Origin of the sequence: Bradyrhizobium betae (assembly GCF_004123905.1) — a bacterium.
In the GTDB taxonomy this organism is placed as follows: Bacteria; Pseudomonadota; Alphaproteobacteria; order Rhizobiales; family Xanthobacteraceae; genus Bradyrhizobium; species Bradyrhizobium betae_A.
The window spans coordinates 56,702-74,404 of record NZ_MZXW01000050.1; the positions used below are offsets into that span (position 1 = coordinate 56,702).

General features: G+C 61.7%; 17 protein-coding genes and 3 pseudogenes. 14 read left to right on the forward strand and 6 right to left on the reverse strand.

The window, feature by feature from the left end; genetic code table 11:
* Positions 1-22: 22 nt before the first annotated feature.
* From pdxA to B5V03_RS32885, 4 genes are all read left to right on the forward strand, one after another.
* A complete protein-coding gene (pdxA, locus tag B5V03_RS32870) occupies positions 23-1,003 on the forward strand; it encodes a 4-hydroxythreonine-4-phosphate dehydrogenase PdxA (RefSeq protein ID WP_433995357.1) in 981 nt (326 codons plus the stop codon).
* Positions 1,003-2,034 (forward strand): cupin domain-containing protein, encoded by a 1,032-nt coding sequence (locus tag B5V03_RS42930; protein WP_129274540.1) that lies wholly within the window; start codon positions 1,003-1,005, stop codon positions 2,032-2,034. The genes pdxA and B5V03_RS42930 overlap by 1 nt, the downstream gene beginning before the upstream one ends.
* 353 nt (positions 2,035-2,387) lie before the next feature.
* Positions 2,388-3,722 carry an NAD(P)/FAD-dependent oxidoreductase gene (locus B5V03_RS32880; RefSeq protein WP_129274541.1) on the forward strand — a complete coding sequence of 445 codons (1,335 nt, stop codon included), beginning with the start codon at positions 2,388-2,390 and terminating at the stop codon, positions 3,720-3,722.
* Positions 3,723-3,811: 89 nt separating this feature from the next.
* Positions 3,812-4,165 (forward strand): cupin domain-containing protein, encoded by a 354-nt coding sequence (locus tag B5V03_RS32885; protein WP_129274542.1) that lies wholly within the window; start codon positions 3,812-3,814, stop codon positions 4,163-4,165.
* A 70-nt stretch (positions 4,166-4,235) separates the two neighbouring features.
* Here the strand turns inward: B5V03_RS32885 and B5V03_RS42835 are convergent.
* Positions 4,236-4,442: pseudogene (locus tag B5V03_RS42835) on the reverse strand (ATP-binding protein); the annotation flags it as partial.
* A 98-nt stretch (positions 4,443-4,540) separates the two neighbouring features.
* Here B5V03_RS42835 and B5V03_RS32895 point away from each other — a divergent pair.
* The 4 genes from B5V03_RS32895 to B5V03_RS32910 are packed head-to-tail and all read left to right on the forward strand — an operon-like array spanning position 4,541 to position 8,275.
* Positions 4,541-5,455 carry an ABC transporter permease gene (locus tag B5V03_RS32895; RefSeq protein ID WP_129274543.1) on the forward strand — a complete coding sequence of 305 codons (915 nt, stop codon included), beginning with the start codon at positions 4,541-4,543 and terminating at the stop codon, positions 5,453-5,455.
* Entirely contained in the window at positions 5,452-6,330 is an 879-nt protein-coding gene (locus B5V03_RS32900; protein ID WP_129274544.1) for an ABC transporter permease, read from the forward strand. The genes B5V03_RS32895 and B5V03_RS32900 overlap by 4 nt, the downstream gene beginning before the upstream one ends.
* Positions 6,327-7,322 carry an ABC transporter ATP-binding protein gene (locus B5V03_RS32905; RefSeq protein WP_129274545.1) on the forward strand — a complete coding sequence of 332 codons (996 nt, stop codon included), beginning with the start codon at positions 6,327-6,329 and terminating at the stop codon, positions 7,320-7,322. Before B5V03_RS32900 ends, B5V03_RS32905 begins: the two co-directional genes overlap by 4 nt.
* A complete protein-coding gene (locus tag B5V03_RS32910) occupies positions 7,319-8,275 on the forward strand; it encodes an ABC transporter ATP-binding protein (RefSeq protein WP_129274546.1) in 957 nt (318 codons plus the stop codon). The genes B5V03_RS32905 and B5V03_RS32910 overlap by 4 nt, the downstream gene beginning before the upstream one ends.
* A gap of 59 nt (positions 8,276-8,334) precedes the next feature.
* Here the strand turns inward: B5V03_RS32910 and B5V03_RS32915 are convergent, their stop codons facing one another.
* The 5 genes and pseudogenes from B5V03_RS32915 to B5V03_RS32930 form a co-directional block, all read right to left on the reverse strand.
* Entirely contained in the window at positions 8,335-9,699 is a 1,365-nt protein-coding gene (locus B5V03_RS32915; protein WP_164988456.1) for an ABC transporter substrate-binding protein, read from the reverse strand.
* A 313-nt stretch (positions 9,700-10,012) separates the two neighbouring features.
* Positions 10,013-10,573 (reverse strand): annotated as a pseudogene (locus tag B5V03_RS42095) (serine hydrolase domain-containing protein); the annotation flags it as partial.
* A gap of 51 nt (positions 10,574-10,624) precedes the next feature.
* Positions 10,625-11,230: a hypothetical protein gene (locus B5V03_RS42100; protein WP_206736217.1), complete on the reverse strand. Its 606-nt coding sequence runs from the start codon at positions 11,228-11,230 to the stop codon at positions 10,625-10,627.
* Between the two features lie 170 nt (positions 11,231-11,400).
* Positions 11,401-11,526 (reverse strand): annotated as a pseudogene (locus tag B5V03_RS42585) (helix-turn-helix domain-containing protein); the annotation flags it as partial.
* A 309-nt stretch (positions 11,527-11,835) separates the two neighbouring features.
* Complete coding sequence (locus tag B5V03_RS32930) at positions 11,836-12,816, reverse strand: LysR family transcriptional regulator (RefSeq protein WP_129274548.1); 981 nt, start codon at positions 12,814-12,816, stop codon at positions 11,836-11,838.
* 103 nt (positions 12,817-12,919) lie between these two features.
* Here B5V03_RS32930 and B5V03_RS32935 point away from each other — a divergent pair, with 103 nt between their 5' ends.
* From B5V03_RS32935 to B5V03_RS32960, 6 genes are read left to right on the forward strand one after another with little or no spacing between them, the layout of a single operon-like run.
* On the forward strand, positions 12,920-13,864 hold the full coding sequence (locus tag B5V03_RS32935; protein ID WP_129274549.1) for a ketopantoate reductase family protein: 945 nt from the start codon (positions 12,920-12,922) through the stop codon (positions 13,862-13,864).
* 4 nt (positions 13,865-13,868) lie between these two features.
* Complete coding sequence (locus B5V03_RS32940) at positions 13,869-14,255, forward strand: VOC family protein (RefSeq protein WP_129274550.1); 387 nt, start codon at positions 13,869-13,871, stop codon at positions 14,253-14,255.
* Between the two features lie 13 nt (positions 14,256-14,268).
* Positions 14,269-14,739, forward strand: a complete 471-nt coding sequence (locus tag B5V03_RS32945; RefSeq protein ID WP_129274551.1) for a MaoC family dehydratase — start codon at positions 14,269-14,271, stop codon at positions 14,737-14,739.
* Positions 14,736-15,962, forward strand: a complete 1,227-nt coding sequence (locus tag B5V03_RS32950; RefSeq protein ID WP_129274552.1) for a CaiB/BaiF CoA transferase family protein — start codon at positions 14,736-14,738, stop codon at positions 15,960-15,962. Before B5V03_RS32945 ends, B5V03_RS32950 begins: the two co-directional genes overlap by 4 nt.
* A 3-nt stretch (positions 15,963-15,965) precedes the next feature.
* Positions 15,966-16,793 (forward strand): shikimate dehydrogenase, encoded by an 828-nt coding sequence (gene aroE / locus B5V03_RS32955; RefSeq protein ID WP_129274553.1) that lies wholly within the window; start codon positions 15,966-15,968, stop codon positions 16,791-16,793.
* A gap of 15 nt (positions 16,794-16,808) precedes the next feature.
* The gene (locus B5V03_RS32960) at positions 16,809-17,663 is read left to right on the forward strand and encodes a shikimate dehydrogenase (protein WP_129274554.1); all 855 of its coding nucleotides are present in this window, start codon (positions 16,809-16,811) and stop codon (positions 17,661-17,663) included.
* Positions 17,664-17,703 lie beyond the last annotated feature (40 nt).

Here is a 17,703-nt window from a genome sequence, read left to right on the forward strand (position 1 = left end):
AACCGCTCCCCTCGCCATCACAATGGGCGATGCCTCCGGCATCGGCCCGGAGATCGTGGCGAAGACATTGGCCAAGGGCCATGAACGCACGGTCGTCTTCGGCAGCTACGTCGTGATGGAGAACATCGTCCATCGTCTGGGTCTCGACCTGACGGTCAGGCGTATCGCCGGACCTGAAGAGGCACGTTCTGAGCCGCGCTCCATTGAGATAGTCGAGGCGACGCAAATCATCGCGCCGCCCCCGCTAGGGGTCGTCAGTGCCATTTCCGGCCAAGCTTCTTTCGACGCGATCGTCGCCGCCATCGCGGCAGCCAAGGCCGGCAAGGTCAGCGGCATCGTCACCGCGCCGATCAACAAGGAAGCGATGGGAAGCGCGGGCATTCGCTATCCCGGGCACACCGAAATCCTCGCCGATTATGGTGGCGCGAAGCGCGTTGCGATGATGCTGGCCAACGACGATATCCGCACGGTTCTCGTCACCATCCACACGTCGCTGCGCAAGGCCATCGACCAGGCGGATTTCGACGCGCAGATGTCGGCGATCCGGCTCGCAAATGAGGGCGGCAAGGCCCTCGGGATCGCGGCGCCGCGCGTTGCGGTCGCAGGGCTCAACCCCCATGCCGGCGAAGGCGGTCTCTTCGGCGACGAGGAAATCCGGATCATCCGGCCCGCGATCGAAGCCGCGCGCGCCGAGGGCATCGACGCCAGTGGTCCCTGGCCCGGCGACACTGTCTACATGCAGGCCCGCAAGGGCCGCTTCGATGTGGTCGTGGCCCAATATCACGACCAGGGCCTGATCCCGGTAAAATATCTCGGCCTCGAAAAAGGTGTGAACATCACGCTCGGCCTGCCGTTCGTCCGCACAAGTCCTGACCATGGCACGGCGTTCGACATTGCTGGTCAGGGCATTGCCGATCCTACCAGTCTAGAGACCGCGCTCGCTTATGCGCGGAGGCTCGTTGCTGCGCAAACCACAACCAAAGAACTTGAAAGGGTAGTCTAATGGGCCTCCGCTTCATCTTCATGCTGACGCGCAACGACCGCACGGTCGTGGACGCATCAGAACAGCTCAAAACCGCCTTGAATCTCGGCGTTCGCCATATCGGCTTCAAGGACATCGGCCTGCCTATCGACCGACTCAAGGTCCTCAACCAGGTCATCAAGGCAGACGGCGCGACCTCCTATCTCGAGGTCGTTTCACTCGATCCGGAAAGTGAAATCGTTTCAGCGAAGGCGGCGGCCGAAATCGGCGTTGACATCTTGCTCGGCGGCACACGTGTCGACGATGTCCTGCCGATCGTCGCCGACACCGGGATCCAATACTTCCCGTTCCCGGGTCGCATCACGGGTCACCCGAGCGTGCTCGAAGGGAGTATCGAGGAGATCGTCAACAGCGCCAAGGCGTTGACCGCGCGAGAGGGCGTGCATGGTCTCGACCTGCTCGCCTATAGGTCCAAGGAAGACGTTCCGGCCCTCATCAAAGCGGTGTGCGCGGCGGTGTCCAAGCCCGTCTACGTGGCCGGCTCGATTGATACGCCCGAGCAGATCGCCATCCTGAAGGAAGCGGGCGCCGCCGGATTCACGATCGGCACTGCCGCCTTGGACGGCAAGTATCCGGCCGACGACAAGGACGTCGCTCGCCAACTCGGGGCCATCATTCGTGACGTGGCCGTGCTCAATCGGCACCTCTCGCCGTTCCACAAGAAGAACCTGACCAGCTCGTTCGGGCGCTTCAACGACACCTGGTCTCCAAAGATCGCCGGTCAGATCAATGATATGCAAATCAAGCTTGCCAAGTTCTCGGGCGAGTTCATCTGGCGCTTTCATAAGCGCGAGGACGAACTTTTCTTCGTGCACAAGGGCCGGCTCCTGATGAAGTTCCGCGATCGGGACGAGATCATCGAGGCGGGCGAGTTCATCGTGGTCCCGCATGGCGTCGAGCATTGCCCTGTCGCGTTGGACGATACCTGCGAGGTCGTGCTGCTCGAACCTGGTACGGCAGCCGCCAATACCGGTACCGCTCACATACCCTGACATCGATGGCGCAGTTCAGCCGGGAATAAATGCCGGCCCGACCTGCGATGAGAGCCGGACCGCCAGGAGCGAAACGACTGCCTCACGCTGGACCTGCGGACTGACCATCAGGAGACAGGGTGAGCACCCTCCGTGTCGGTTCGACTCAGGAGGGGCGAAAGAGACAGCACTGCGAAACTTCGTGCTGGTTTCGCCGTCAACCGGTGGCCCTTCTGCTGAATGACCACGCATTGCGGCACATTCTATCAAACGCCTGCGGCTATGCTCGGCCGACAAGGCAAACGCGCGCTGATCAGGGTCGCAGGCTAGGTCGCCTATCTGCGATCAGAACAAAAACTCGGAAAAATCTTACAGTGCCCGTTCAAGTTGATCTCGTTCAAACCAGCCCGGATTTTCCGACGCATGTCGATGCTGTGGTCATAGGCGCCGGCATCATAGGCACTTGCACAGCCTACGAGCTCGCGAAAAAGGGGCGGTCTGTCGCTCTCATCGAGAAGGGGGTGGTCGCAGGCGAACAGTCGAGCCGCAATTGGGGTTGGGTCCGTCAGCAGAACCGCGATCTTCACGAACTGACACTGGCGATGCTGAGCCTGCAACGTTGGGACGAACTCGGCCGGGAAATCGGACGTGATCTCGGGTTCAGGCAGACCGGAAATCTCTATTGTACCGATGATCCGGGGGTCTTTGCCAAATGGGAAAGTTGGCTGAGGTCGGCCGCGGAGAGAGGCTATCACAGCGAATTGCTGACGTCAGTTCAGGCGGGGGAGCGCTCACCCGGGACAATGACCAAGTGGATCGGCGGGGTCTGGTCGCCGACGGGTAGCCGCGCCGAACCGAGCATGGCAGTACCGGCAATCGCTGAAGGCGCGAAGGCGCTCGGAGTTTCACTTCAGCAGAATTGCGCTGTACGCGGCCTCGAGATTACCGACGGATCGGTTCAGGGCGTCTGGACCGAGCGAGGTTTGATCCGGGCGCCGATTGTGGTGGCCGCAGGCGGGGCCTGGACCTCGCGTTTGTGCCGTCGGCATGGCATCGACCTGCCTATCGCAAACATTGGCGCGACGGCGCTGCGCACCAAGCCGATCGCCGATGTGCTGACTGCCGGAAATTTTGCCGCTCCCGGCTTCTCGATGCGCCGACGGGTCGATGGGGGATATACTGTCGCGGTCCCCGGCCACGGCACACTGAATATTGCACCGCAGGGTCTGCGCTATGCGACGCGGTTCTATCAAATGTACCGCGCGAAGTTAGCCAAGAAGCTCAAATACCGTCTCAACAGCTCATTCTGGAATGGGCCCGAGGCGGCTGGCGGATGGCATAACGACGAAGTCTCGCCATTTGAACGGATTCGGATCCTGGACCCGGCTCCCGATCCGCAGATGGTGGATCTGGCCATCAGCAATCTCACCAAGGAGTTTCCTGCCCTGCGGGGCATAGAGGTGGCCGCGTCGTGGGGCGCGCTCATCGATACCGCTCCCGATCTCGTGCCGATCATATCGACGGTCGATGCGTTGTCGGGTCTGGTCATCGCCTCGGGCTTCAGTGGACATGGCTTCGGAATCGGCCCTGGTAGCGGCCTTATCGCGAGCCAGTTGGCGACCGGGGATACGCCGTGTGTCGATCCGAGCCCCTATCGACTTGCTCGCTTCAGCGACGGGTCAGCGATCCGCCGTCCTGAGATGATGTAAAATGTAGATTTGCGCGCCGTGAACTGTTGCCCACCGGCCAGGGCGGTTATCGACAACGTCGCCTGCACCACGAAAGAAAGGCTGTCACCATGTCTCTTCTCGTTAAGCTCGACCTCGCCCCCACTGGCGAGCCCAAGCACTCCAAGACCTTGCCAGGCCGCCTGGTCTCCGGCGATCCATCCTACAAGACCTGGGCACAGGACGCTTCCCGCGGCGACTCAGTCAAGACCGGAGTCTGGGAGGCCACGCCCGGCGAGAACCGCTCGATCAAGGGCGAGACCTTCGAGTACTGCTACATCCTTTCCGGCGTGGTGGAGCTGACCGAGGAAGGCCGGGAGCCTCGGATTTTCCGCGCCGGCGACAGCTTCGTGATGAAACCGGGCTATGTCGGCGTCTGGAAGACGATCGAGACGGTGCGGAAGATCTACGTCGTCGTGGGCTGACCCGGCCGCCGAAAATCTGCTGTCCCGGTTGGACAAAATGGACTTTCCCGCCTGGTGCGCGAAGTTGGCGCACTGTGAAGTGGAAAATCGCGCCACGAGGCAGGTTGGCGGTCACCCACAGGCGCCCGGTATGAGCTTCGATGATCGAACTGCAGATCGACAGTCCCACCCCCAGGCCGCCCGGCTTCGTCGTGTAGAAGGGGCCGAAGACGCGCTCGATACTTTCTGTGGCCAATCCCGGTCCCGAGTCCTTCACCTCGACGAGAACACGGTCAGGCGCGGTGCAGGAAAGACAGGCAGAATTCAGATTTCGCCATTCCGGCGGCTTGTCATCTTGAACTTGCCGTTAGTTGCTCGCTATCGTAGTTGTCGCCAATGGTGCTCTTCATTCTTCGCCGACTATGGTTGGCCGCCTTGGTGTGCCTGACGGTGCTGGTCGTCAGCTTCGCCTTGACACACCTTTCGGGCGATCTGGCCGCGTCCATCGCAGGCCCGAACGCGACCGCGGCCGATATCGCGATCATTACGAAGAATTATGGCCTCGACCGGCCGTTAGTGGTGCAGTTTCTCGAGTGGGCCGGCCATGCCGCCGAGGGCGATCTCGGCCGATCCTTTCTCTACCATGCCCCGGTCTCTGGACTGATCCGCGACCGATTGCCGGTCACTCTGACACTTGGCCTGACCGGACTTTCGATCGCCCTGTTGATCGGCCTGCCGCTAGGCATTCTGGCGGCGGTGCGGGAGGGCTCGGCCATCGACCGTGGCATCATGATGGTGGCGTTGCTGGGACAGGCGATGCCGGGCTTTTGGCTCGGCTTGGTCATGATCGTTCTGCTTGGCCTGGAACTGCAATGGTTGCCAATTTCGGGCGTGGAAACGTGGCAAGGCTATATCATGCCGGGGATCGTGCTCGCCTTTTCGGCTATCCCGGCATTGATGCGCCTGACGCGGTCGGGAATGATCGACGCGCTGGCAGCGGATTACATTCGCACCGCGCGCGCCAAGGGACTGAGTCGAACGAAGATCATCCTCAAGCACGCCTTGCGCAATGCGGCAATGCCGGTGGTCTCCATCGCGGCCGTGCAGCTTGGTTTCATGTTGGGAGGGTCAGTGGTGATCGAGTCCGTATTCGCGCTGCCGGGCGTCGGCTATCTGGCCTGGGAATCGATCATCAAAAATGATTTCCCGGTCGTGCAGGCTGTCGTGCTATTCTTGGCCGTCATCTACATCGTCCTGACCTTGCTGGCGGACATGATGAATGCGCTGCTGGATCCGAGGCTGCGAGCGTGAGTTCGGTCGGGATTGCACAAGCCCTTCCGGGTCGCCGGCGCTTTCCAGCTTTTCGCCGCCTCGCCACGCTGCTCGGAGTGGTGATCGTAGGGACCGCGTTGCTGGTCGCGATTTTCGCGCCCTATCTGACGCCGCATGATCCATTCGCTCAGGACCTCAACCTGCGCCTGATCCCGCCGGTCTGGATGGAGGGCGGCCAACCGACGCATCTATTGGGCACGGATCAGATCGGGCGGGACTATCTTTCGCGCCTGATCTACGGCACGCGCATTTCCATGCTGATTGGCGTGCTGGCCGTTATCACATCCGGGCTCATCGGCATCACGCTCGGGATCGTCGGCGGGTTCTATGGCGGGCGGACCGATGACTTCGTCATGTTCCTTATCACCTGCCGTTTGTCGATCCCGCTGATCCTGGTGGCGTTGACGGTGGTGGCGCTGGTTGGCAGTTCGCTTGCGGTGGTGATCCTCACGCTGGGGCTGTTGCTGTGGGACCGGTTCGCCGTCGTGGCTCGTACCACCGCGATGCAAGTGCGCAACCTCGATTATATCGCCGCAGCCCAAGCTGCCGGTGCCTCGCGCGTGCACATTCTCGTGCGCGAGGTGCTGCCCAATATTGCCAATCATTTGGTGGTGGTGGCAACGCTGGAAATGGCGCTGGCGATCTTGCTTGAAGCTGCGTTGTCGTTTCTCGGCCTAGGCGTGCCGCCGCCTTTGCCGAGCTGGGGCCTAATGATCGCCGAGGCCAAGGAATACATGTTCTTCAGCCCGTGGGTGATCATGACCCCGGGCGTCGTGCTGTTCGTCCTGGTGCTCGGCGTCAACCTTCTGGGTGATGGACTGCGCGACATGCTAGGAGCGGATCTGGAGCGATGACAGCCTCGTTGCAAGATCCGGTTCTCAGCGTCGCCAATCTGCGGGTGTCCATCGGCGGGCGCACGGAAGCGGTGCGGGGCATGTCGCTCGCAGTAGCTCGCGGCGAAACGCATTGCATGGTTGGCGAGTCGGGCTGTGGCAAATCCATCTCCGCGCTGTCGGTGATGAACCTGCTGCCGCGTGGCATCATCCGAACTGCCGATCATATCCGCTTTCAGGGGCAGGATCTGCTTGCTATGTCGGAGCGGCAGATGTCGCGGCTGCGCGGCGACAAGATATCGATGATCTTCCAGGAACCGATGACGAGTCTGAACCCGGCCTACACGATCGGGTCGCAAATGTCCGAGGTGCTCGAACGCCATCGTCGCGCCATACGGCGGCAGGCCATGGACAGGGCGGCCGAATTGCTGGCGCGCGTGGGAATCACGGCGCCGGGGATGCGTCTGGGCCAGTATCCCCATCAGCTCTCCGGCGGCCTGCGCCAGCGGGTGATGATCGCGATGGCGCTGATGTGTGATCCAGAGTTGCTGATCGCCGACGAACCCACCACCGCCCTCGATGTGACGGTGCAGGCGCAGATCCTGCGGTTGTTGCAGAAGCTGCAGCAAGAGTTGGGACTGGCATTGCTGTTGATCACGCATGACCTCGGGGTGGTAGCGCGCATGGCGCAGCGTGTCTCGGTGATGTATGCGGGCGAAGTGGTCGAAACCGGCGCGGTCGGTGACGTGTTTGCTGCTCCGACGCATCCCTACACCCGCGGGCTGCTGGACTGCATTCCCGTGCCCGGCAAGACGCAGACGGGCGAGCCTCTGGGTAACATTCCGGGCATGGTGCCCCGCATACCGCCTGGCTTTGCCGGTTGCGGGTTTCGCGATCGCTGTATGTCAGCCGCGCCGGAATGTGCGCAGGCCGTGCCGCTGCGCGATGCTGGCGGCGATCATTCCTATCTTTGCCGGCTACCGCCGGATTGGACGCGGGCCAGCGCGGCATGACTTACGCCATCGAAGTCAGGAACGTGCACCGGGAGTTCAAGCAGTCCGGCGGTATCGTGCGCCTCCGTCGACCGGTGCGCGCGGTGGACGGGGTGACGTTCTCGCTCCCGGCGGGCGACGTGCTGGGCGTCGTGGGCGAGTCCGGCTGCGGCAAGTCAACGCTCGCCCGGCTCATCATGGGCCTACTGCCACTGACCTCGGGCGAGATTTTGGTGGACGGACGCAGCCTGACCGGTATGGATCGACGCGAACGCGCCCGGCTGATCCAGCCGGTGTTCCAGGACCCGTTCTCCTCGCTCAACCCGCGCCATCGCATTCGCGATATCGTCGGCCTGCCGTTGGCCTCCCAGGGCGATATGCCGAAGGCGCGGCAGGTCGACCGGGTCATGGAGATGCTGGCGCGCGTTGGAATTTCCAGCGAGATGGCCGAGCGCATGCCGGGACAACTCTCCGGCGGCCAGCGTCAGCGTGTGGCCATCGCGCGTGCCCTCGTGCTGCACCCGCGCATCGTGGTGTGTGACGAGCCCACCAGCGCGCTGGATGTGTCGGTGCAGGCGCAGATTCTCAATCTGCTGACGGAATTGAGGCGGGAGCTTGGGCTGACCTATCTCTTCATCAGCCACAATTTGGCAGTGGTGGAACACATCGCCACGGAAGTCGCGGTGATGTATCTCGGCCGGATCGTCGAGCAGGCACCGGCGCAGGAGCTGTTCCGCACGCCTGCGCATCCCTACACAAGGGCGCTTCTCTCCTCCGTGCTGACACCGGATCCGGCTCTCGGCATTCCTGATGTTGGACTGGGCGATGCCTATCCGGATCCCACGAATGTCCCGCCAGGCTGTCGTTTCCACCCGCGGTGCCCGAGCGCATTCGCAGAATGCGCGGTAACAATGCCCGACAACATCCGCAAGGATGGTCGTCTGGTCGAATGTCTGCTGGCAACTACGTCATAGGCCAGCCGCCACCTGATCCGTATCAGGTCGCGGCCGTCCGTGGGAGGCTGTGCCAGGATCTACTTCCAGCTGGACAAATAGAAGCGCGGAATATCGTCCGGGAAGCCCTGGAAATTCAGCTGCTTTGAAAATGCGACATAGCGGACATCGCTGAACAGCGGGATGAAATTGACGCGCTCCGTCGCCAGGCGGATAGCCTCGGAAAAGGCCTTGCGACGCACCTCCGGATCGTTGCTGGCCCCGGCCTGATTCAACAGTTTGTGCACATCGGGGTCACGGGCGTAGTCGTCCAATCCGCCGCCGAGCCAATAGGGCATGAACGCCGAGGCATCGTTGACGGAATTGCTGCCCCAACTGCCCGAATACAGTGGCGCCTTGCCTGCTTCCGCGAGCTGGATGGCCGCGCCGATCTGCAATTGCTGGATGCGCATGTTGATGCCGACGGCCTTGAGATAGTTCTGTATCGCAGCGGACAGCTGCGCGGGAGCATAGGTCACGAGTTCCGTATCGAATCCGTTGGGATAACCGGCCTCAGCCAGAAGCTGCTTGGCCCGGGCCGGATCGTATGGATACTTTACCGCCGCCGATACATCGCAGCCGAACTGGCTGGGGAAGCACGGCGCGTCGATCACGCGCGAATCGCCCTGGATCAGTTGCTTGGCCATCGTGGCGCGGTCGATTGCCGAGATAACGGCCTGCCGAACCTTCAGCTTGGTCAGCGGATTGTCGGCGCCTGTACGGCCGGCGGCGTCGATAGTCATGAAATGGACGCGCATGGTGCCGAACCGCACGGCCTCCAAATTTGGCACCCGGGAGATATTCGCGAACTGGTCGGCATTATAACCCCAGATCCAATCGGCGCGTCCGCCAAGCAGCTCCGTCATTTCGGTTGTGGCGTCGGGTACTTCGTGGATCTTGATGTATCGGATGGCGGGCCGGCCCTTGGGGCTGCCGGCGTAGTAGCCGTCATACCGCTCCATATCGATCTGGGTGGTGCCGTCGACCTTGGTGATCTTGTAGGGGCCAGTACCGATCGGGGCCTTGGAATAGGCATCGGCGCCGATCTTCTCGCGATAGGCCTTCGGCCAGATCGGCGTGACCATCGACAGATATTCCATCACGGCCGGAGACAGGCCGGTCAGCTTGAGCCGCACGTGAAAGTCGTCGATCTTCTCGGCGCCGGCGAAGGAGGTGTAGTAGGCGGGGATCGCCACCCGCTTGTCCTGAATGATGGTGTTGATCGTGTACACCACGTCATCAGCGGTGAAGGGGTCGCCGTTCTGGAACGTTACGCCCTCGCGCAGGGTGAAATCGATCGTGGTGTCATCGACCTGCTTCCACGAGGTGGCCAGAGCCGGTTTGATCTCCATGGTTTGGGGATCGCGATACGCCAGGCAGTCGAAGGCCTGGAACGCAACGACCATGCCGGTGCGCTGCGAATTGTAGTATGGGTTGACGTCAGGAATCGCATCGCGCCAGGTGATGCGCAGCGTGTCAGCCGATTTTTGCGCCAGCGCCGGGGCCGCCAATACCATTGTTGTGCAGGCGGCGAGCAGCGCGCCGCGGAGCCAAGTATCCGATCGCATCTTTTTGTCCTTTTGATTCCGAAACGCAGAACGACGCCGGAAGATTCAGTGCCGAGAACCGGCATCCGGAACAGAGGCAACCCGCATGCCAGCGAACTGGCAGGGGCTACCGCCGCGTCCGGCGTTCAAACTAAGCCGTAACGCCTCCGATCTATCCATGATCGACGGCCGCGAGCAACTTTTTCAGGAAACCGTCGATGGCTTCTCCGTCGATCCAGCGAACAACGGCCACGAGGTCGTGCTCGGGATCGACATAGACCATGTTAGTGCCGTTGCCGACATGGGCGAATGCGGTGGCCGGAGCACTCGGCCAGCGTTTCCCGTCGGTGTTGAGAAACCAATTCATGTAGCCGTAGATCGGCTCGGGCTTGGTCGGCGTCAGGGCTTGATCGATCCATTGAGTCGAGAGTAATTGACGATCTTTCCATTTGCCGTGACGCAGCGTGAGGTAACCAAAGCGGGCCATGTCATAGGCATTGATGTACATGCCGCCGCCCCAGTGCCCACCGCCGGTCACCGACTGCACCGGGTAGCCATCCAGCACCACCCAGGAATTCTCGTAGCCGAACCAGCGCCAGGTACTGGAGGCACCGATCGGGTCCATGATATTATCCTTCAGGACCTGCGGCAGCGGGCGTCGCCATACATTGAGGGCCGCGAGCGCCAGAACATTGGTGCGAACGTCATTATATTTGTAAACAGTGCCTGGCGTGTTGCGTGGCGAAGCCCCCCATTCCGCTGGATTGTCGCTGGGCCGGTCCGCTCAGTCCGGCTTGCCCCACAGGATGCCTTCCCAGTCGCTGGTCTGTCGGAGCAGATTGTCCCAGGTGATGGCGCGATTGTGCGGCGATTCAAACGGGAGAAGTAGATCGGGCGTGTTGAGTCGATCCGATTTGTTGGTGGTCAAGGGTGGGGCGTAGAGCTGTATCGGCGCGACGTAATCCCTTACGGCGTCATCGACGCTCTTGATCATGCCACGCTCGACGGCAATGCCGATCACACTTGAAAGAAAGCTCTTGGTCACGCTGTGAGTCATATCGACCCTGAGCGGCTCTCCCCATTCGGCGACGATGTAACCCTTGTGAATAATGATTCCTGTCGGGTCACCACGCTCCCTGATGGGCCCGATTGCATAGCCGAACGGTTCGCGGCCGAAGTTTTGATAGTGATTCATCACCAAGTCGCGGGGCGCCTTCGTCTCCCCGGCAACTGCAAAATCGATGGCTTCCTTCAGAATGTCAGGGTTAATGCCCGACTCCAAGGGCTTCCTGTGTTGCCACGTTGCATCAGGGTAATAGGGCGCATCCGGATTTGCATCACGATCGGGTTGATCGACTGGCCCGCCCCGGCCCGAACGAGAAGAAGCCATAGCTTTCCTTTCAATCAGATTTCTTTAGACACTGGATGTTGCCGTCTCCGACGTGGCCGCCTCGATATTCGAACGTCGCCGCACGCCGGCGTCTACGACGATCTGCATAATTCCGCTACGACTTTCTCGCCTTCACCGGGGTAACATGTTGAGCGGGAATATCGGCCAGTGAATGCGGCGGTGTTACGCGAGATGCCAAGGATACACCCAATCTCCCAAGCGCTCTTCCCCCGCGAAGCCCATTGCAGGCATTCGAGCTCGCGAGGAGACAAGCATACTCCGCCGACATTTCGATCTGGCGTGTCGCGGTGAAGTGACCTTCTTTGACGAGGCATTTGACAGCTTCGGTTTCGCGTTGAACTACGGTACCCTGGCGCCGGCATCCCGAGTCGGATCGTCAATCGAATACAACGCGGCCGCCATGCGCCGAGCTATGATTGTCTACGAGGTGGTACGCCAGACGGTCGCGCATCAGTCGGCTGCAAAGGCGGTGGAGGGCTGCCTTGCCTCCCTGACCAACCGTGGCTTCGAGGGTTGGACACATGACATCGGCAGCCATTTCGTGCAAACCGGACGTTTAGCTTCCGCCTTCAATAAGCGTTCGACTACGATGCCAAGTCGCGTGGCCTTCGTTTCTTTGGCCGACCGGAACGATGTAGACCCCGCACTTCCTGCTGTTGAAAGAGTTCCCCGCAGACGTCACGCAACCATTGGTTTGCCGGGTCGTGATGGAAGCGGGCGTGCCAATATTGCTTCACCGTAAAGCCGCCGATCGCCAGCGGGCAATCGAGCACGCGCAGTCCGTAGTAGTGAGCCAACGTTTCGCCAATGTGTCTTGGAAGGGTGGCGATCAGGTCAGTCGTCCCGACGATTGCGGGTAACCCCAAAAAGCCCGGGAGCTCAAGCGCGACGTCAAGGACCATCCGCTGCTCCCGTAGCGCGTCCCCGAGCAACTGATGTCCGGTGCCGGAGCGAATGAGGACGTGGGCTTCACGCCTGAAATCCTTTGCGGTGATGCGGTCGCGGATCCTCGCATGGTTTGCGTTCGCCAAGCAGACCCAATCCTGCGGAAAGAGCACCTGTTGGAAGTGCCCGGCGTCGAGGTCCGAGATGTAGCCGAGGGCTAGATCGGCCTCGCCAGACTGCAGCATTCGTGGGGTGTCGGCGCCAATCTGCGCCGCCTCAATGCGGATGCCCGGAGCAACGCGACGAACATAGCTGAGGATGGCCGGAAGGAGCGTGATGTGGCTCGCATCCGTCATGCAGATGACGAAGCGGCGCTTTGCAGTCGCCGGATCAAACTCAGGGCGAAGCTCCGTCAGACGACGCAGCATCTCCAACGCCTGTCTGGCCGTGCCGATGAGAGCCTCGGCGCGCGGCGTCGGCAGCATTCCCTCCGCTGACCTGATGAAGAGCGGATCGTCCAGTTCCTTTCGCAGGCGGGCCAGCCAGATCGAAATGGTCGGCTGACTTTGACCGAGCTTCTCGGCTGCCTTGGTGACGCTGCCCGTGGTGAACAGCGCATCGAAGAGCCGGAGCAGGCGCGGCTCCAGCAGGTTGGTCTCGGCGTGATGCTGATGTTTCATTAAAAATCGCAATAATGGATATAGCGATCATAGCATATCTTAATGTGGACCGGCCTGCTACCACGCGACCAATGCCGACAAAGGCACTGGGAGAAGCGTTCGGATGAGGATCTGCTTTATCGGAGCCGGCGCCTTGGGCTCGACCATCGGCGGCACGCTAGCGCGTGGCGGAGCCGAAGTCTGGCTGATCGATCCGTTCCAGGACCATGTTGACGCAATCAATGCCCGCGGCCTTCGCGTGCTCGAAGGTGGCGGCGAGACCGTCGTGAAGGTCACTGCCTGCACCTCCGCGGCCCGGGTCGGCATCAAGGCGGACCTCGTCATCGTCCTGGTCAAATCCTACCACACGCGGGATGCGATCCAGGCGGCAGCGCCGATCATCGGGCCGCAGACGGTTGTGATGTCGCTTCAAAACGGTCTTGGTCACGAGGACATCCTTTCGGAGGAAGTTGGTCGCGACCGGGTCATGGCAGGCAAGACCTACGTTGGCGGCGTGCTGCTTGGACCTGGTCATGTTCGGTCCGGGGTCATCGGCAAGGAAACCATCATCGGCGAACTTGATGGACGCTTGACGGAGCGCGCGCAGCGAATTTCCGAGACTTTCAATCGTGCCGGCATTCTCACGCTGCTCAGCGACAACATCTTGGGCACGATGTGGGACAAGTTGTTCATCAACGTCGCCGGAGGAGGAATCACCGCCGTTACCGGACTGACTTATGGCGGCCTCTATTCACTACCGATCCTGGAAGATTGCGCGCTGGCCGCCATTTCAGAGAGCATTGCTGTCGCGCAGGCCGCCGGCGTGAAGATCTCCATCGCAGATCCGCGCCGTGCCTGGACGATGGCGTCTGCTGGACTCCCGCCCGAGTTCAAGACGTCGATGTTGCAGAGCTTGCAGTCCGGCAATCTGACCGAGGTCGATTACATTCACGGCGCCGTCGTGCATTGGGGCGCCAAGCTCAACGTGCCGACCCCCGTCAACTCTACCCTCGTCGCTTTGGTCAAAGGGCTCGAATACGCCCGCAGCGATTATCCAGGAAAGGCCTGAGACGATGTCGTTGCCACGCGCCTATGTCGAACACGTCGCGATCCGCGTGCCGGACGTTGATCATCACGTCGACTTCTTTCGTCAGGTGCTTGGTCTTGCCATTCGCGACGAGCAACCCGCCGATGGTGCGCGCCCACGTCAGGTATGGGTGCTCGGAAGCGTGCAACTCATTGAAGATCCGAATTTTGTCGGACCGGAGGGGCGTCTCGCCCATCTTGGCATCATGGTCGACGATTATGACGGTGTGCTCGCCCGTGCCACTGCCTGGGGCGCCAAGGCGTTGCCGGCCGGGCCGAACTGGCTCGAACTGCCGGGCGGGCTGAATGTCGAAATCTTGCAAGCGAGCGCAGGTGCCGTGGAAGCGGTCCTGGCGATCAATCCCCGTGCCTAGAGGAAGACGCGACATGACCGATGAGCGCTACTGGGACGATGCCAAGGTCGGTGACGAATGCGTCACCCCCGCAGTGACGGTCACCGAAGCGATGGTGAATGCCTATGCCGAACTGACGGGTGATTTCACGCCGGTTCACCTCGACGAGGAATACGCCAAGACCACACCCTTCGGCACGCGCGTCGCGCACGGGCTGTTTGGTCTGTCGCTGGCCGACGGTTTGAAGACCCGTGCCGACTACCGCTTTCTCCCGGGTATGTCGCTGGGCTGGACGTGGGATTTCAAGCTGCCGATCAAGCTCGGCGACACTGTGCATGTGAAGTTTCGCGTCGGCTCCATGCGCACTACCAAGCGCAATGGGTGGGGCATCGTGGTGCTGCCCTCAGAGCTGATCAATCAGCACGGCGAAGTGGTGCAGCTAGGTGAGCATCGACTGATGATTCCGATGCGCCCGAAGGCCAACGCCGCAGGAGAGCAGGCATGACCGCGCAAGATCTGCCGCTTAAAGGCATTCGGGTCATTGACTACAGCCATTTCCTGGCAGGCCCGTTCATGGGACGTTGCCTCGCCGCGATGGGCGCGGAAGTCATCAAGGTAGAGCGTCCGAAGCAAGGCGATGCGGGCCGGGCCCACGGCTATTTCAAGGACGGACAATCCGGCTACTTCCTGCAGCAGAACATGGGAAAGCAGGGATTGTGCATCGACCTGCGCGACACGCGTGGTCTCGACCTGATCATGAAGCTGGTCGACACAGCCGACGTCTTCATCGAGAACTACCGCCCCGGCGCACTCGAGCGCCTCGGGCTCGGTTACCAGGCCGTGTCGGCGCGCAATCCCAGACTGATCTACTGCTCGGTCTCCGCCTATGGCCACACCGGCCCCTATGCCGACCGTCCGGGCTTCGGCCTGATCGCGGAGGCGATGTCTGGCGCCCTGGCGCAACTTGGCTCCCCCGGTGAAGCGCCGCCGCTGCTGCGGATGCCACTGGCCGACATGTATACCGGCATTCATGGTGTGGCTGCCATCAATGCCGCGCTGGTCGGCCGCGCGTCGTCCGGGCGTGGCCAGCATATCGATCTGGCGCTGTACGACTGCATGGTCTCGATGCACGACTATGCGGTCCAGCGCTACTTCCTCTCCGGGGGTAACGACCTTCCGAAACAGACCGGCAGCGGCCAGCCGGACTCGACCGTCTACGGAGTGTTTCCGGCCAAGGACGGTAATCTTGTCATCGCTGCGCAAGTCGATGATGCGTGGCGACGGTTGGCGACACTGATTGGGGGAAGCAGATTGTCATCCGACGAACGCTTCACCACGCCTGCCGCGCGGAACGCCCATTATGCCGAAGCGATGGATATTGTGCGCAACTGGACGCTGTCGCAGCCGTCTCGGGATGCTTGTCTCGCCGCACTGGAGGAGGCGGGTGTTCCGTCCGCTCCCGTGCAGACCATCGAGGAGGTCGTGAACGATCCGCAGATCCAAGCGCGTGGCATGCTGGTCGAGCAGGAGCATCCTGTGCTCGGCAAGGTGACGTTGCCGAACCTGCCGTTCCGGTTCTCCGATTGCGACACCACGGTGCGCGCTCCGGCCCCTCTGCTCGGCCAGGACAATCGCCGCATTGCCGTCTCGCTGGGACTGTCGGCCGAAACCATCGATGCGATGGTGCGCGACGGCGTGCTGTACAACGAAGCCGCAGTGCAGGAGTGAGCCATGAGCGATCGTTATGCAGTGATTGGCAATCCGATCGGCTTCAGCAAATCACCCCTTATCCATAGCACTTTCGCCAGAATGACCGGACAAGACCTTGTCTATGAGGCGATCGAGGGACCCCTCAATGGTTTCAACGAGCGGGTTGATCAATTCCGGACAGAGGGGGCCAAGGGGCTGAACATCACCGCCCCGTTCAAGCTCGATGCTTTCGCCTACGCAACCGAGCTTTCAGACAGCGCCAGACGCGCAGGCGCCGCAAACTGCCTGAAGTTCGACGGTGATCGGATCGTTGCCGAGAATTTCGATGGTGTCGGCCTCGTGCGCGATATCACGGTCAATCTCGGCGTCAAAGTGGCCGGCCGGCGCGTCCTGATGCTCGGCGCTGGAGGAGCAGCGCGTGGCGCGCTGCTGCCGTTCCTGCGCGAGGAGCCGTCCGAACTGGTGCTCGTCAACCGAACGCTGTCGAAAGCGATGGCATTGGCCGAAGAGTTTGCCGGTTGTGGTCCCCTGATTGTCAGCGGCTATGCTGAACTGGCCGACCTTGCCGAGGGTTATGACGTCGTGGTCAACGCGACGTCGGCCAGCCTGCGCGGTGAAATGCCGCCGCTTCCAGGCAATGTCTTCCGCGGTGCGGAACTGGCGTACGAACTTGCCTACGGCAAAGGATTGACTCCGTTTCTGCAAGCGGCCCGCGCCGAAGGCGTAGCCAAGCTGGCCGACGGCGTCGGGATGCTGGTCGAGCAGGCGGCGGAAGCTTTTTCCTGGTGGCGTGGTGTTCGACCGGGCACGGCTCAGGTCATCGCCGAACTCACCGTCCCATTGAGCTGACCGGCGATGCCAAGCATGTATCCGAAGCCCAGCTTTCTCGTCGGCTTGATCGGCAACGGCATTGCTGCGTCCCGCACCCCGCCCATGCACGAAGCGGCCGCTGACGCCGCTGGCATCCGCTATCTCTACAAGAAGATCGATCTGGCGGAGTTGAAGCTCGGCGTGGAGACATTGCCGGAACTGCTCACGGCAGCAAGGTGGATGGGCTTTGACGGTTTGAACGTGACCCATCCGTGCAAGCAAGCGATCCTTCCCCTGTTGGACGAGCTTTCGCCTGACGCGGAGGCGCTTGGCGCCGTGAACACCGTCGTCGTCAGGAATGGTCGGATGACCGGCCACAACACCGACTGGTTCGGCTTCGCCGAGAACTTTCGCCGCAACATGCGAGGTGCACCACTCAATCGCGTCGTCCAATTCGGCGCGGGCGGCGCAGGCTCGGCTGTCGCTTTCGCACTCATGAAGCTTGGCGTGCAGGAACTGACGATCATAGACGTCGACCAGGCCAAGGCGCAGAGTGTGGTCGACGGTTTGTCTCCCCGATTTGTAGAGGCGCGTTTGAGGGCCGGCCACGATGTTGCAGCCGCCGTCGCCGCCGCGGACGGAATCGTGAACGCGACGCCGATCGGCATGGACAAATATCCAGGCACGCCGCTGCCGACGGCCCTGCTGCGTCCTGATCTGTGGGTCGCTGAGATCGTCTACTTCCCGCTTGAAACCGCCCTGCTGCGCGCGGCGCGTGCCCTCGGCTGCCGCACCGTCGATGGTGGTGGCATGGCGATCTTCCAGGGCACCGAAGCATTTCGCCTGTTCACGGGCATCTCACCTGATCCAGACGCCTTCCTCGCCACTTTTGCATCCCTGGGAGGGTGACACCGGGCCGATGGGCGAGCGGCACGTACAACGCCCGAGA